Here is a 15,444-nt window from a genome sequence, read left to right on the forward strand (position 1 = left end):
CCACATTCCAACACCTATAAGCTCCCGGGTCTAATTTTCGATACAAAAAAAGGCATAGAAATATCCCTTGGGGAATTTCTATACCTTCATAGTATAATTTAAAATTAAAGCTAGTACCTACTAATCAAGCTATTTCTATAGCCAAGTCGCCTACTGGCAACCCCTGATAAAAGCCTATATATTTTTTTCAAGCTCTTCTAGAGCTAGACTTATTAATTTTTTCATAGAATAATCGCTAACTCCTACAATTACATTATCATCATGAAGGAAGGGTATCAAGATTCTTTTTGCTCTTGATACAGAAACAGCTTCAGCCATTTTACTCGTAATTTCTCCACACATAGAATTTGTAAGTAGGATTCCAATAGGTCCAATAATTATATCAGCCTTGTGCGAATTTACTATAAGGGCGTTTTCACCTGTAGCAGCACGGCTTGCCCCAGCCTTTAGCATGGCAGATGTGGCATGGGAATTTGTCCCTACGCAAGTTATATCTAAATCTTTATGCTTTTCTCTTATAGATCCCACAATTTGCTTGCCAAGACCTCCGCCTTGGGCGTCAATAACCAATACATTCATATTAACCTCTATTCTATTGATACCATTATAACATAAAAACTTTATTTTTAAAAAGAAATTTTTTTACAAATAAATTCTAAGCAAAATTTTTAACACTTTTTGTCCCTTTGTGATTTTTCCAATAGAAAAAGGACCACGCAGGTCCCTTCCCAATAGAAAAGAATAAGTTAGTCCTAGTTTTCATAAGGGAAAACTATAAGGAATTAATAATGAAAAACCTAGCTATTTTATAGCTGCTTATATTATAACACAATTTTCGACTTATGCAAACTATTTCACAGAAAATTATTCTTTTGCATTTTTTGAATATTTTTATATTTTCCTGACGTTTTCCTATTTTTCCTCGTTAGAAACTTTCTCTACATCATCTTTCTTACCAATAATAACTATAAGATCGTTCTTTTCAATTTCGGTGTGTGGACCCGGATTTATTATTGTTTGACCACCTCTTTCAAAGGCAACAACATTTAGATTGTATTTATTTCTAAAATCCAATTCCAATAGGTTTTTGCCTACCCAAGCCTTGTGGACTCTCACTTCTGCAAGGGAAAATTCCTTGGAAAACTCTATAAATTCAAGGAGGTTTGAACCAGCGATTACCCTGGCAAGTCTTTCCCCACTGTCAAGTTCTGGGAAAATTATCTTATCAGCACCAATTTTTTCTAAAATCCTCTCGTGAGTTACGGTTGTAGCCTTGGCGACAACTGAAGTTATGCCTGCATCCTTGCATAGCAAGGTAGCTTCGATACTAGCTTCGATGTTGGATCCTGTCGCTATTACTGCTATATCAAAATTTTTTATACCCAAATCTCTCATGGCTTCTTCATCTGTCATATCAGCCTGAGCTGCATAGGTAACTTGGTCTGCTACCCTTTGTACCTTAGTATAGTCCCTATCCACAGCCAATACTTCCACGCCTTTTTCAAATAATTTTTTGGCAAGGGCTGAGCCAAACCTGCCAAGACCAAGTACTAATACATTTTTATTTTTCATATTTTCTCCTTAACCTATACTTATTAAACTTTCTGGATACCTGATCAAGCTCTTCTTAGCCTTCATACCAAAGGCGAAGGCCATAGTCATTGGTCCAAGCCTACCTATATACATACAAAATGTAATTAAAATTTTTCCCATATATGATAGATGAGGTGTTATTCCCTTACTTGCCCCTACTGTTGCGAGGGCTGATACAGTTTCGTACAAAATATCTACCAGAGGTGCACTTTCTGTTATTGTAAGCATAAAGCTTACTGAAAGAACAATCACTATGGAAACCAAAAATATTGCTAAGGCCTTTCTCACAATTTCTGTGCCTATATGCCTACCAAAGACAACCGGCTCGCTCTCACCCCTTACAACTGCGTGGGTTGATAGGAAAAGTACACCGAGTGTTGTAGTCTTGATTCCACCTGCAGTTGAACCAGGAGAGCCTCCCACAAACATCAGTCCCATGAGCATAAGGGCTGTGGAATCCTTAATTTGCGATAGGTCTACAGAATAAAAACCCGCAGTTCTTGCCACAACTGATTGGAAGAAGGACTCTAAAATCGATCCCTTTAGGCTCTCATATTGGAGAACCCCGTCCTCACTTTCCAAAAATAGGAACATAAGGGTACCTAAAATCAAAAGGAAGGCTGTGATAGAAAGTACAAGCTTAGAGTGGGTAGACATTTTCTTAAATGACCTCCTCCTAAAAAGTTCACTTGTCACTACAAAACCCAAACCTCCCACAATTACAAGGGCAGAAAGGGTGAAATTTACTAACAAATCATCCCTAAAAGGATAGATTGAATCACCCAAAATATCAAAGCCTGCATTACAAAAGGCTGAAATTGAGTGGAAAATCGAGTACCAAAGTCCCGTGCCAACCCCATACAATGGGATAAATTTAAAAGACAAAAGCATAGCGCCTAGGATTTCTGTAGCGAAAGTGAAAACCAAAACGTATTTAAAAAGCACAATCATGCCCTCAAGGCTATCAACATTTAGCTGCTCTTTCAAAACTTGTCTGGACTTCATCCCGATTTTCTTACCCAAAATAAGGGGGATAAAAGAAGCCAAACTCATTACCCCCAAGCCTCCAATTTGGATTAGGGTAATGATTAGGACATGGCCGTAGGTGTTCCAATGCTCAAGAGTGTTAACTGGTGTAAGACCTGTTACACAAGAAGCGCTCGCTGCCACAAACATGGAATCAACCATGGCAGTCGCCTCTCCACTTTTTGTAAAAACCGGTAGGGACAGCAAAATCCCACCTATAGAAATAAGAATAGCAAAACCCAAACTCAAAACCATGGGTGGGTTTAAGCTTATCTTATTGAAAATTTTATTGATAAAACTTTTGTTCATTATGACTCCTATAATTATTACCTGTAGAAAAATCTTACCCTCTTAAATCCTAAGGTCAAAGGCTAAGTACTAATGAATACCTTTAGGAAGAATTTTTAACAAAATTTTAAAGTATAATATTATTCAAAGGAGAATTTATGAAGAAATTACTAATTACAATGGCAATTATTTTGGGGATTTTTATCCCAAATTTTTCCCATGCAGATGAATTTAAAGAAATATCAATAGATGCAAACATCGATGAAAAGGGTGTCGGTCACATAGACGAAACTTGGAAAATAGACGAAACCAACGAAGATTATACAGAAAGATACAAGACCATTAACAACCTCAAAGGCTTAAAAATTGAGGACTTTAACCTCACTGCCTTTGGCAAAAAATTTGGACCTATAGAACCTTGGGATACTGACCTTTCTTTTGAAGAAAAGGCCTACAAGAAGGGAATCATAAAGAGAGGCGACGATGAGGTCGAGCTTTGTTGGGGGATTTCAAACTACGCTGACAACGCCTACAAGCTATCCTACAAAATAAATCCTCTAGCAGTTGGACTTAAGGATGCTGATATGGTGTTCTTTACCTTTGTAGGAGATAATTTTGACCCTGAACCAGAAAATGTCAAGGTCAAAATCAAGGGTTACAAGCCTTTTAAAGACATAAAATTTTGGGCCTTTGGTCTTAAGGGTACCATCCACGAAGAAAATGGGGAAATTATCCTAGAATCAACCGGAGATATAAACTACACAACAGTCATGGTCAAATTCCCAAAGGGGACTTTTGCCACTTCCTACAGGGAAAATAAAAATTTCGAAGACTATGCCAACCAAGCAGTTAAGGGATCCAAATGGGAAGAAAATGAAGGAAGAGCTTACAAAATTCCTTTGCCAATCTGGGCTAAAGTCCTAATCGGTCTAGCCACTGCCCTTGGCCTAACCGGAATATTTTCCATAATTAGAGCTATCAAACTAAGCTTTGATCCAAAAGCTCTTGCAAATGCAGACGACCTCCCACATCCAAATGATTTTAAAAACAAATATTATCGCCAAGTACCTTATGAGGGCCACATAGAAAACCTAGCCTACCTTATAAAATATATACCAATCATAGGTGGCGACCTTGGCACAGCTTACATGAACGCCTTCATCCTAAAATGGGCCATGGAAGGCCATATTGATTTAGGAGATAGGGAGCCGAGATTTTTAGAAGTCCAAGCCATAAAAATCCTCTCAAAACCTGAAGACATGGGTCCTGTAGAGGAAAGTTTGTTTGACATGCTTTATAGGGCAAGTCTTAGGAAACACGACGGAATGCTCACCGACTCCGACTTTTCGAAATATCTAAAAGCAAAGAAGGATGACCTAGATAATATCTACGACAAACTTGAAGATGAATCTATCAAGGCCCTAAAAGCTGAAGCCTACATCGAAGACTACGAATTTGAAAAAACCTTCCTATCTTCCAAGAGAACTGGCAAGGAACTAAGGATTACAAACAAGGGTCTAGGTCTTTACGAAAATATCCTTGGTTTTAAATCCTACCTAAGAGACTACGCCGATGAAGGAACAAAGAGCCCGGAAGAGATGAAAAACTGGAAAGAATACCTCCTCTACTCCATACTTTTGAATGTAGATAGCAATTTCCAAGGATTTGTAGATGAAAACTACAATGACCAGTCTTACTTCATCTACCACCCATACTTTTTCACCAATGCAGGGGCTTACTCAAAATCCATCAACCAATCCTATGCAAATGCCACAGGATTTTCTAACGCTGGTTTCGGTGGCCAAACCTCTGTTGGTGGAGGAGGCGGATCCTTTGGTGGTGGAGGTGGAGGAGGTAGGTAGGTAGTGCTTATCCAAGATAAGTTATTATTCTCTATCAATCCGAGATTGAACTTATCTCTTATATTATTTCAGTCATTGACATAACTGCTCCGTTCAAAGGGGAGGCCCAAGGGACCTTCCGCCGCTCTCGGCCGCTGGGCAAGTCGTCCCTCATCGCCCTCCCCCTTGACCCCCCCTCCGTTACACCACACAAGCGGCTCCTTATGCGGAGGGCGGGAGTAGAAGCTTGCCTTTTCGGCAAGCTTTTTTGTGTAGAGATAACTACCTTGTATAAGCGTTCGTATCTCAGCACAGATTTCTAATCTTCGGGCTGCTAAAAACTGATAACTCGGCTACGCCTCAAACAATCAGTTTTCTTAACGCAACCCTTGATTAGAAATCTTTTCTCGATAAAGGGGAGAATTAGTTTCGATGTTCCAGATTTTGCTGAGCTCGTTTGGCTTTCGCCAAACTTTGCTAAATGAGTTTTATTTTTCTTATAAGGAGAGATTAAAAGTCTTAAAGTCGAGAATTTTAAAATCCCATGCATCCGTAAAGAAAATTGCACTGACAGCTTTTTACGAATAAAAGCAATATAAATACTGTGAACTAATTTATAAATAAAAAGTTCAAGTCAGACTAGATTGCAATTTTTAGGAGGCTTGGGATTTTAAAAAGTTAGAATAATAGTTATCTAGAACAAGGGCTCCTCCATACCAACAAGTTTGCCGATAGGCAAACTCCTTGTCCCCCGAGAGGGGTCGCCCGGAGGGGGTAACGGAAGGGGTTTTAAAGGGGACCCGATGGGGGAACGTGCGAAACGTTCCCCTGGGGTCCCCTTTATTACGGAGGGGTCATGTAAATGACCTAGACATAATTTTTAACACAGTTAATATAAGATTAACGAGCTAAGGAACGTAATTTTTTACAATCAATGCTCCTACTCGTCGCATCGCTTGTAAAAAATTACATAAGGTTTTTCATAAATTTCTGCTGCGGTGCTTTGCACCTTGAGAAATTTTGAAAACCGTAAAAACTTTTATTTAAAAGTTTTTACTACCATTAATCTCGGATAGATTAAACAAATAGCTTTACTCCTGGTCCTAGTGGGATATTTAGTAGCATCCAACCTATTAAGAGGATTGTCCAGAAGATTAAGAATGCTATCGAGTATGGTAGCATGGTTGAGATTAGGGTTCCTAGTCCCCTGTCTTTGTCGTATTTTTGCATGAAGATTACTATCATTGCAAAATAATTCATTAGTGGGCTTATGATGTTGGTTGATGAGTCGGCTATCCTGTATGCCATTTGGCTTAGTTCTGGGGAAAGTCCCATGTTCATAAACATTGGCACAAAAATTGGTGCCATGATTGCCCATTTGGCTGAGGCTGATCCTATGAAGAGGTTGATGAAGGCTGATAGGATGATAAAGAGGATTACTAATGGTACTCCTGTTAATTTTATCGATTCTAAAAACTCAGCTCCCTTTACAGATAGGATTGTGCCGAGGTTGGTATAGGCGAAAAATGATACGAATTGGGCCGCGAAAAATGCTAGTACCAAAAATCCGCTCATTGATTCCATTGACTTGGTCATGGCTCCTATTAGGTCTTTTGAATCCTTAAATTTGCCTGTTGTCCTTCCGAAAACATAGCCCGGAATTAGGAACATAAATAAGATTGCTCCTACTAAGCCCTTGCCCAAAAAGGCGTCTAAGGTCATCTTGCCTTGGGCATTTGCTTCCCTTAAGATAGCATTTTCTGGTACCATTAAAATCGCCATAACTATAGCAAAGACTAAAAAACCTATTATGGCATTTCTAAGTCCCTTTTTCTCTAGGTCAGTTAGGGGGTTATCTTCGTGGACATAGGCTCCCTTATATTCTCCAAGGTTTGGAATTACAATTTTTTCTGTAACCACGCTTGCTACTAAAGTTAAAACAAAGGTAGAAACTATTAGGAAATACCAGTTGCCTGAAGCATCTACTGTATAGGAAATATTTGCTGCCCTTAGGGCCTCGTTTGTGATTCCACCCAGCATGACATCTGTTGGCCCAAAAATTAGGTTGGCAGAAAATCCACCAGATACACCTGCAAAAGCTGCAGCCAAACCTGCTATTGGATGTTTGCCAGCTGAGGCGAAAATCATTGCCCCAAGAGGAATTACCACAACATAACCCGCATCAGAGGCGATGTTTGATACGATTCCTGTAAAGACAACAGCTCCTGTAAGGATCATTGGTGGCACATTTGAAAGCATCTTCTTTAGACCAGCATCAAAAAATCCCGCATCTTCAGCCACACCTACACCAAGCATAGCGACTAAAACTACACCGAGAGGTGCGAAGGATGTGAAATTTGGAACTAGAGATGAAAACATATAACGAATGCCTTCAGCGTTTATAAGGCTCACAGCCTCTATAGTAGTTTCAGCTTCGGCTTTTGCATCATAGTAGGATACAGAAAGGCCAGCTGATACACATATTTGCGCAATGGCAGCTAAAATTACAATCATCATTACAAAAATTATAGCAGGATGGGGCAGGGCATTACCGACTTTTTCGATCTTAGCCAAGATTCCTCCTGATTTATTATTCTTAGACATAAGTCCTCCTTTTTTATTAAATTCTTATATATTCTAAGTTTTAAAAACTGTCTTGAAAAATTAGCACCTTTCCAATATACGATTTTTTTCAATCAAATTCACCTAAAATATTTCAAAACTCATCTAAAACCTTCTTTACAGACCGTTTGTCGCCGAATTTTGACCTTTTATCCGAAAATGAATGCATTAGTTGGATCTAGGCTTTATAATAGAATCAGGAGGCAGGGATGAAAGTTGACATAATAATTGATGGAACAATCGACGAAACCCAGGTAAAAATATTTGCCAAGGAATATTCAAAAGAAATCGAAACAATAAAGGATTTGCTTGCTGACAGGTTAATTGACAAGCTTGTGGCCTTTCGTGATAAGGAGGTTTTTATCCTCTCTCACGAAGAAATTATAAGAATTTTTGCCCAAGATAAGAGTGTTTTTATAAAAACGAAAAACGAAACTTTTTCATCAAGACTTACTGTTTCTGAATTGGATAAGAGGCTTGATAAGAAAAAATTCATAAGGATATCTCGTTCAGATATTGTAAATCTTGACTTTGTGAAAAAACTCGACCTTTCCTTTACAGGAACAATAGCAGTCGAGCTTACAAATGGTGATGTAGCCTACGTTTCTAGGCGAAATTTAAAAGAATTTAGGAGGGCCTTGGGCCTATAAGGAGGAGTAATGAAAAATTTTAAAGATTTATTAGGTGGATTTTTGGTAGGTGTAGGTATAGGCGCCTTAATCGAGGCAGTTTTATCTATGATAATTAAGGAAAATATAGTTGGGGTTTCTGGATTTGTGGCAAGCCAAGCACCTGGTTATGCAAAAATCATTCAATGCTTGGTCTATGGTGGCTTTGGCATTGTTTCAGTCCTAATGGCGAATATTTTTAAAAACAAGAATAGGGCAACCTATTTAAGTCATTCCATCCACTTTTGTGCAATGATTATCTATTTTATCTGTGCAGGCCTTTACCTAAGGTGGTTTGAATATAATTTAAGCCTAGTAATTTCAATCATCCTCTTTGTTGGAGTTTATTTATTAATCTCTTTCGCTTGTTATATTTACGAAAAAAATATGATAGGCCAAATCAACAAAAAGTTATAAGCAGGTAAAAATGGTCCCAAATTCGGGACCATTTTTTAAAATTCCTTGGCCTTATAGATTCCAGCAGAAATTTTAAAGGAAAGAAAACTTAATAAAATTGTTAGAATCAAAAGGCCTAGGGCCAAGATATTTTTATTCAAACTCACACCCAAATTTATCAAGTCTAAAAGTTTCTCCTTGTTTGCCCCAAAATAGGAAAAGCTTCCAAAGATTATAAAATAAAATAGGAAGAAAATCATCCTGGACTTTTCTTCTCCAAACTTATACATGAGGGGTAGTTGGACTAGGGCTATGAAGTTTGAGAAAAAAAGGACGCTTGCACAGTAAAGGGCGAGGGGCATTTTTACTCTGTAGCCAACAATTAGGCTTATGATAAAGGCAAAGATGGAAAGAATCCAAACAAAGGAATACCTTGATCCGACGATTTTTTCCTTGCCAATCCCTGTTGAAATCAAATACTTATCAATGTGACTTTCTGCGTCAACTCCAAATAGGATTCCCAAAAGTATGGTTGGAAGCAAGATAAAGGTCAAAGGAAAAAGTGACAGTTGACCTTCCTTATTAAAAATAAAGGCAATGGCAACCATGATTACTGTCATCAGCCCAATTGATGATTTTGTTGTTGTTAAATCCTTATATATCAAGGCTTTCATTGTAGGCCTCCTTTATCATATAGACCATAATGTCTTCTATAGATGGTTTTTGCATTTCAAAACCATCTGGCATTTTTTCTCTTCTTACCAAACATTCCCTACCAAATTGGTGCTTTCTCACACCTACAAGGGCAGATTTATCTAGGCTTTCAAATTCTTCATCTCCCAAGGAAACAAGGCCATATTTTTCACTTAGGCCGTCTTTTTCTTCGTTAAAAATTAGCTGACCCTTGTGGATAAAGGCAATGTAGTCGGCGATTTTTTCAAGGTCTGACAAAATATGGGAAGAAATCAAAACTGTGTGGTCCTCATCTTGGATAAAATCTAGGAGGATATCCAGAAAATCATCCCTCACAACTGGATCAAGACCACTTGTAGGCTCATCTAAGATTAGGATTTCTGCCCCATGGCTCATAGCGAGGGCAAGGCCCAATTTCATTTTCATTCCTCTCGAGAAAGTCTTTATAGGAATATTAGTTGGAAGAGCAAATTTTTCTACAAATTCATAAAAAGTTCCTTTTTCCCAATGGTCCTTATAAAGCAATGAGTGCATTTTCTCGATTTCACAGGCCTTCATAGACCCCGGCAAAAATAAGTCATCAAAGACAAAACCGATTTCATACTTATCGTCAACAGACAAGTCTTTTATGTCCTTGCCAAAAATTTCTATTGCCCCACCGTCTCTGCCAATTACATCCAAAATAAGCTTGATGGTGGTAGATTTTCCTGCCCCATTTTCGCCAATAAAACCTGTTATAGTTCCCTTTTTGATCCCTAAATCGACAGGGCCCAGCCTAAAATTGCCGAAAGATTTCACTAGATTTTTTATTTTTATCGCATCAGTCATCACTTTCCTCCAATACATCAACTAGGGCGAGGATCTCTTCCTTGGAAATATCGCCCAACTTGCAAAGCTTGATGACTTCCCTGATATGGTCTTCGATTTTCACCATGAGTTTTTCCTTGACCATTTGAGGGTCCTGGCTTTTGATAAAATTGCCCTTGCCCGGAACAGAATTGATTAATCCGTCCTTTTCTAGTTCGTCATAGGCCCTCTTGGTTGTAATCACGCTCACCCTAAGCTCCTTAGCAAGGAGCCTTATGGAAGGCAGAGGCTTGTCTATATCAAGTTTGTCATCTAAGATTGCATCCCTAATTTGATTTTTGATTTGTAAATATATCGGATCTTTACTCGAGTAATTTATTTTTATGTCCATATATCCTCCATCTGTATATAGTGTATATTAACAGTTATAATTTGTCAAGACTTTTTTATAAACTGATAATTAAAAATACCCCTTTTACTTTAAAATAAGCAAAAGGGGCATCTTATATATTTATCTTTTATGATTAATCTTATTTTAAAACGCCCAATTTCCGTCCTTAAATATTGGATAGGCTTTTTCATTTTTGTAGCCGATTATTTCTAAGTCCTTATCGCCAACCATGAAGTCTTCGTGGATTAGAGAATCATTTATGCCTATAGACTTAACTTCGCTATCGTCAAGGTCGGCCCCACCTTCAACGCAGGTTGGATATGCCTTGCCCAAAGCAAAGTGGCAGGAGGCATTTTCGTCAAAAAGGGTATTGTAAAATAAAATATTTGAATTTGAAATTGGGCTATCATAAGGAACAAGAGCAATTTCGCCAAGATTTTTTGAGCCCTCGTCAGACTCTAACATCTTCTTTAGGGTGTCCTTGCCTTCCTTGGCATCAAAATCAATTACCACCCCATCCTTGAAGGTAAATTCAAAGTGGTTTATAACTACACCGTTGTAAACAAGAGGTTTTGTAGCCACAAGCTTACCGTCAACACCATCGTATTGAGGAGCTGTGAAGACTTCCTCAGTTGGCATATTTGGAATAAACCTGTCTCCCTTTGCGTTTTTAGATCCAGCAGACATCCAAATGTGATTTTTTGGTAATTTCACCTTAAGATCTGTACCATTAGCTGATTTGTAATGAACATATTCAAATTGGTGGCTATTTAAAAATTCTGCCTTATCATCGAGGGTCTTAAGGTGGTCCTCCCAATTTTTCTTAGTTTCTTCCCAAGAATCAGAAACCCTACAAACATCAAGGATAACTTCCCAAAGCCTTTGGCAAGCTTCATCGCCCTTAAGGTCTGGAAATACTTTTTCTGCCCATTTTACAGATGGGACTGAAATTACAAGCCAAGACACAATATCATTCATAGTATATTTTACAAAGTCCTTTAGCTTTAGGGAGCGAGCCTTAACAGCCTCAGAAATCTTTGTCTCATCAAGTCCCTTAAGTAGATCTGGGTCTTCAGAAACAATAGAAATCCTATTTGACCTCTTCTCAGCGATTTGGTAGCGAGATTTCTCCACAAGCCAGTCAGGCACTTCGTTTAAAGTTTCCTGACTTTCGTATTCATAGGCAAGTCTTGTAAGGGCGTCATCAACCCAATTTATAGAAACCTTCCTGGCCCCCTTCTCATAAGCTGCCTTAGTCATAAGACGGGCTAATTCAGGCGATTCAACAGGAGAAGAAATTAAAACATCTTCACCCTCTTGTACATTAACACCAAACTCAACTGCAAGCCTGGCAAAATTTTCTATTCTTTTTTGCATATTTCCTCCCAATGTAAAGCATTTATTACATTATACTCTTAATTTTAGGCTAATAGTCTTTTACTAAACATACAAAGTGATATAATAGTTAATAGTTAAAAGTAAAATTTTAAGGAACGTAATCTTTTTGCTAATAACGCTCCTTCTCTCGACTACGCTCGAGATAAAATTCGTCGCGTCACCAGCAAAAAATTACATGAGGTTTTTCATAAATTTCTACTGTGGTGCTTTGCACCTTGAGAAATTTTGAAAACCGTAAAAACTTTGCAAACTGAAGCCCTATCCCGATTTGATGAAATCAGATTGCAGGGAGGGCTGATGTTTTAGTGAAAATTTTATTCAAAATTCACTAAGTGAATTTTGTAAGGAAAGTAATCTTTTTAGAATCAATGCTCCTTTTCACCGCATCGATTCTAAAAAGTTACATAAGGTTCTACGTCAATCTATCTTCGCAACTTTCGTTGCTTGATATATTGTGTAGACCATAAAATTTTTGCTAACAAAAATTTTATTACCATTAAGGAGGAAAAAATGAAAAAAAGATGTGATGTTGACCCAAAAGAAACTTGGGCCATTGAAGACCTTTACGCTTCTGATGAAGCTTTTTATGCTGATATTGAAAAATTAGCCAGAATGGCTTCTGATTTTAAAGAAAAATATGCTAAACTTGAGACAAGCGAGGATGTTTATAATTCTCTTGAAGCCTATTCAGATATAATTTCTTTAACTGATGGCCTTGGTACTTTTTCAGGTATTTCTAAGGAAACAGATGCCACAGACGATGCCATGGCTAAAAGAGATGCTAAGTTTGGTAGCGAGGCTGCAAAGATTTTTGCAAATCTTTCTTTCTACGAATCTGCCCTTGTCAAAGTTGACAGCAAGATTCTAGATGAAGTTATCAAAAACCACCCTGGTTATGCCTACTACCTCCAAAGAGTAAAAGACAAGGCAAAATATTTACTAGATGAAAAGACCGAAGCAGCCCTAGCTGCCCTTGCACCTACCTTTGACGCTCCATATACCAACTACAATGACATGAGATATGGAGATATGAAATTTGAAAATATCAACCACAATGGCAAGGAAGTTGTCCTTAACCACAACACTTTCGAAGAATTTCTAGAAGGTGAAACTGACACAGAACTAAGAAGAAAGGCCTTTGCTGACTACCACAAGGTTTTAGGAGCTTACCAAAATGCAGATGCTTCTGTTTATAACAACCTTATCCAAAACGAAAAGATAATGGCAGATTTACGTGGCTATGACTCAGTATTTCACTATTTACTAGCTCGCCAAGACGTAGATTTTGATATTTACGAAAACCATATTGACATAATTATGGAAAAACTTGCCCCAATTATGAGAAAATATGCGACCATCATCAAAAACCACTACGGCCTAGACGAAATGACCTACGCTGATTTAAAACTATCCATTGACCCAGACTATGAACCACAAGTTTCCATAGAAGAAGCAAGAGACTATATAGTTGACGGCCTATCTCCACTCGGAGAAAACTATATCGGCTACATGAAACAAGCCTTTGCTGACAGGTGGATAGACTATTCACAAAATATTGGTAAGAGAACTGGCGCCTTCTGCTCCTCACCTTACCCATCCCACCCATTCATCATGACAACCTACAACCATTCCATGAGCCAAGTCATGACCCTTGCCCACGAACTAGGCCACGCCGGCCAAGGCATCTTGTCAAACGCTAACCAAAACGCCCTCTCATGCGATATGTCCATGTACTTCGTCGAAGCTCCATCAACAGCCAACGAAATCACCATGGAAAGATATCTATTGAAAAAAGCCAAAGATGACAGGGAAAAACTTTGGGTCCTATCAACAATGATCGGCAAAACCTACTACCACAACTTTGTAACCCACTACCTCGAAGCAGCCTTCCAAAGAGAAGTATATAGGAGAGTCGAAAAAGGCGAAAGCCTCTCAGCAGCAGATTTCAATCAAATCTTCAAAGAAAAACTAGAAAAATTCTGGGGCGACGCTGTAATCTTAAATGAAGGAGCAGAACTCACCTGGATGAGACAACCACACTACTACATGGGACTATATTCCTTCACCTACCAAGCAGGTCTTACAATAGGTACAGCCATCTCAGAAAAAATAGTCCACGGCACAGAAGAAGACAGAAAACAGTGGCTAGAAGTCCTAAAACTAGGCGGATCCATGGGCCCAATAGACTTAGCAAAAGCAGCTGGCGTAGACATGACAAGTACAAAACCAATAGAAGACGCAATAGCCTTCATCGGCCAAATTGTTGATCAAATAGATGAACTTTTGAAAAAACTAAATATGTATAAATAATCGAATAGGGGCTAAGATCTAGCCCCTTTCACACCACCGTACGTGCCGTTCGGCATACGGCGGTTCAATTTAATTTACACATGTCCTGCTTATGTAGTAGTCATAAGGGTCAATTAAGCTTGTTTTACTTAATCTTTCTTTTGTGATTGCTCTTACTAAGCAGGTTTTTGTTGCTACAAAGTAGTATCTGTTTCCACAATAGGATGTTAATCTTGCTAGGTCTTTTACTACTCCCATTTTTCTTAACGCCCATTGTCTTTTCTTTGGTACTTTCCACATTTTCCAACATATTATTCTTAGTCTGGTTCTTAAATGCTCGCTGAAAGCTTTTAGTTTACTTTTCATGCTTGCTATTTTAAAGTAGTTTATCCAACCTCTTGTTACTTCATTTATTTTCTTTATTCTGTAATCAAAAGAAACTGACCATTTTCTTGTGGTTAGAGTCTTTATTTTATCTTTGAATCTTTTAAATGATGTTTCATGGACTCGTGCTTTCCATTGATTTGTTTTGTTGTCTTTCCAGTAGCCAAATCCAAGATATTTTATTTTGTTTGGTCTTGTTATTTTGCTTTTTTCTGCATTTACTTTTAATCCTAGTTTATTTTCTATGAATCTTGTTATTGAGTGCATTACTCTTGTGGCTGCTGCTTTACTTTTTACAAATATTAAACAATCGTCTGCATATCTTGTATACCTAAGTTTTCTTGCTTCTAGTTCTTTGTCTAGTTTGTCTAGCATGATGTTGCTTAGTAGTGGTGATAGGTTTCTACCTTGTGGGGTTCCTATTTCACTTTTTTCGTATGCGCCTTTGTTCATTATTCCCGCTTTTAGGTATTTTCTGATTAGTGATTCTGTATCTGGTGCTTTGATATGCTCATGGACTATGCTCATTAGTTTATCTTGTGGCACTTTGTCGAAGAATTTTTCTAGGTCTATGTCTACTACCCATTCGAATCCATCATTTAAGTATTCTAGGCTTTTGGTTATTGCCATTTGACAGTTTCTTCCTGGTCTGAAGCCATAGCTTGTTTCAGAAAATCTTTTGTCTATTATCGGGGTTAGTACTTGTACGATTGCTTGTTGGATTATTCTGTCCATTACTGTTGGTATTCCTAGTTTTCTTTTTCCTCCGTTTGATTTTGGGATTTCTACTCGGACTACCGGCTGTGGTTTGTAGCGTCTTTCGATTATTTCTTGTCTTATCCTTGCCCAGTTAGCTTTGATGTATTCATCTATTTCTTTTACACTTATTCCATCTGTTCCTGCTGTTCCTTTGTTGGAGATGACTTTTACTTTGGCTTGGTGCATGTTTTCTGGGTTTAGGATTTGATTTATTATTTTATCTTCCATGTGTGCACTTGCTCCTTTCCGCTTGCGTAACTTATTTCTTAGGTGTGAGATTTTGATTTCA

General features: G+C 38.1%; 13 protein-coding genes. 4 read left to right on the top strand and 9 right to left on the bottom strand.

Translation table 11 applies throughout. The features are described from left to right. Nucleotides 1–174: 174 nt before the first annotated feature. The 3 genes from HMPREF1630_RS06310 to HMPREF1630_RS06320 form a co-directional block, all read right to left on the bottom strand. On the bottom strand, nucleotides 175–579 hold the full coding sequence (locus HMPREF1630_RS06310; protein WP_004827091.1) for a DUF3842 family protein: 405 nt from the start codon (nucleotides 577–579) through the stop codon (nucleotides 175–177). Nucleotides 580–912: 333 nt separating this feature from the next. After that, nucleotides 913–1,572, bottom strand: coding sequence for a potassium channel family protein (locus HMPREF1630_RS06315; protein WP_004827095.1), 660 nt, complete (start codon nucleotides 1,570–1,572; stop codon nucleotides 913–915). 9 nt (nucleotides 1,573–1,581) lie between these two features. Next, nucleotides 1,582–2,928: a TrkH family potassium uptake protein gene (locus tag HMPREF1630_RS06320; protein ID WP_037328153.1), complete on the bottom strand. Its 1,347-nt coding sequence runs from the start codon at nucleotides 2,926–2,928 to the stop codon at nucleotides 1,582–1,584. 137 nt (nucleotides 2,929–3,065) lie between these two features. Between HMPREF1630_RS06320 and HMPREF1630_RS06325 the strand changes: the two genes are divergently transcribed. After that, nucleotides 3,066–4,769 carry a DUF2207 domain-containing protein gene (locus tag HMPREF1630_RS06325; RefSeq protein ID WP_037328154.1) on the top strand — a complete coding sequence of 568 codons (1,704 nt, stop codon included), beginning with the start codon at nucleotides 3,066–3,068 and terminating at the stop codon, nucleotides 4,767–4,769. A gap of 1,056 nt (nucleotides 4,770–5,825) precedes the next feature. Here the strand turns inward: HMPREF1630_RS06325 and HMPREF1630_RS06330 are convergent. Then, the gene (locus HMPREF1630_RS06330) at nucleotides 5,826–7,352 is read right to left on the bottom strand and encodes an AbgT family transporter (protein WP_037328156.1); all 1,527 of its coding nucleotides are present in this window, start codon (nucleotides 7,350–7,352) and stop codon (nucleotides 5,826–5,828) included. A 227-nt stretch (nucleotides 7,353–7,579) separates the two neighbouring features. On the opposite strand from HMPREF1630_RS06330, the gene HMPREF1630_RS06335 reads away from it, so the two are divergent. Both HMPREF1630_RS06335 and HMPREF1630_RS06340 read left to right on the top strand, forming a co-directional pair. Continuing rightward, nucleotides 7,580–8,020 carry a LytTR family DNA-binding domain-containing protein gene (locus HMPREF1630_RS06335; RefSeq protein ID WP_037328159.1) on the top strand — a complete coding sequence of 147 codons (441 nt, stop codon included), beginning with the start codon at nucleotides 7,580–7,582 and terminating at the stop codon, nucleotides 8,018–8,020. Nucleotides 8,021–8,029: 9 nt separating this feature from the next. Continuing rightward, a complete protein-coding gene (locus tag HMPREF1630_RS06340; protein ID WP_004827108.1) occupies nucleotides 8,030–8,455 on the top strand; it encodes a DUF3021 domain-containing protein in 426 nt (141 codons plus the stop codon). A gap of 35 nt (nucleotides 8,456–8,490) precedes the next feature. Here the strand turns inward: HMPREF1630_RS06340 and HMPREF1630_RS06345 are convergent, their stop codons facing one another. The 4 genes from HMPREF1630_RS06345 to HMPREF1630_RS06360 all read right to left on the bottom strand — a co-directional run bounded on the left by HMPREF1630_RS06345 (nucleotide 8,491) and on the right by HMPREF1630_RS06360 (nucleotide 11,702). Next, nucleotides 8,491–9,108: an ABC-2 transporter permease gene (locus HMPREF1630_RS06345; protein ID WP_037328162.1), complete on the bottom strand. Its 618-nt coding sequence runs from the start codon at nucleotides 9,106–9,108 to the stop codon at nucleotides 8,491–8,493. Then, nucleotides 9,089–9,955 (bottom strand): ABC transporter ATP-binding protein, encoded by an 867-nt coding sequence (locus HMPREF1630_RS06350; protein WP_037328165.1) that lies wholly within the window; start codon nucleotides 9,953–9,955, stop codon nucleotides 9,089–9,091. Before HMPREF1630_RS06350 ends, HMPREF1630_RS06345 begins: the two co-directional genes overlap by 20 nt. Beyond that, the gene (locus tag HMPREF1630_RS06355; protein ID WP_004827114.1) at nucleotides 9,948–10,325 is read right to left on the bottom strand and encodes a GntR family transcriptional regulator; all 378 of its coding nucleotides are present in this window, start codon (nucleotides 10,323–10,325) and stop codon (nucleotides 9,948–9,950) included. The genes HMPREF1630_RS06350 and HMPREF1630_RS06355 overlap by 8 nt, the downstream gene beginning before the upstream one ends. Before the next feature lie 144 nt (nucleotides 10,326–10,469). Beyond that, a complete protein-coding gene (locus HMPREF1630_RS06360; RefSeq protein WP_037328168.1) occupies nucleotides 10,470–11,702 on the bottom strand; it encodes an aminopeptidase in 1,233 nt (410 codons plus the stop codon). Nucleotides 11,703–12,233: 531 nt separating this feature from the next. Here HMPREF1630_RS06360 and pepF point away from each other — a divergent pair. Further along, nucleotides 12,234–14,033 carry an oligoendopeptidase F gene (gene pepF / locus HMPREF1630_RS06365; RefSeq protein WP_037328170.1) on the top strand — a complete coding sequence of 600 codons (1,800 nt, stop codon included), beginning with the start codon at nucleotides 12,234–12,236 and terminating at the stop codon, nucleotides 14,031–14,033. A 69-nt stretch (nucleotides 14,034–14,102) separates the two neighbouring features. On the opposite strand, the gene ltrA is transcribed toward pepF, so the two are convergent. Then, entirely contained in the window at nucleotides 14,103–15,383 is a 1,281-nt protein-coding gene (gene ltrA, locus HMPREF1630_RS06370) for a group II intron reverse transcriptase/maturase (protein ID WP_037328172.1), read from the bottom strand. Nucleotides 15,384–15,444 lie beyond the last annotated feature (61 nt).

The organism is Anaerococcus lactolyticus S7-1-13 (assembly GCF_000758765.1).
Lineage (GTDB): Bacteria > Bacillota > Clostridia > Tissierellales > Peptoniphilaceae > Anaerococcus > Anaerococcus lactolyticus.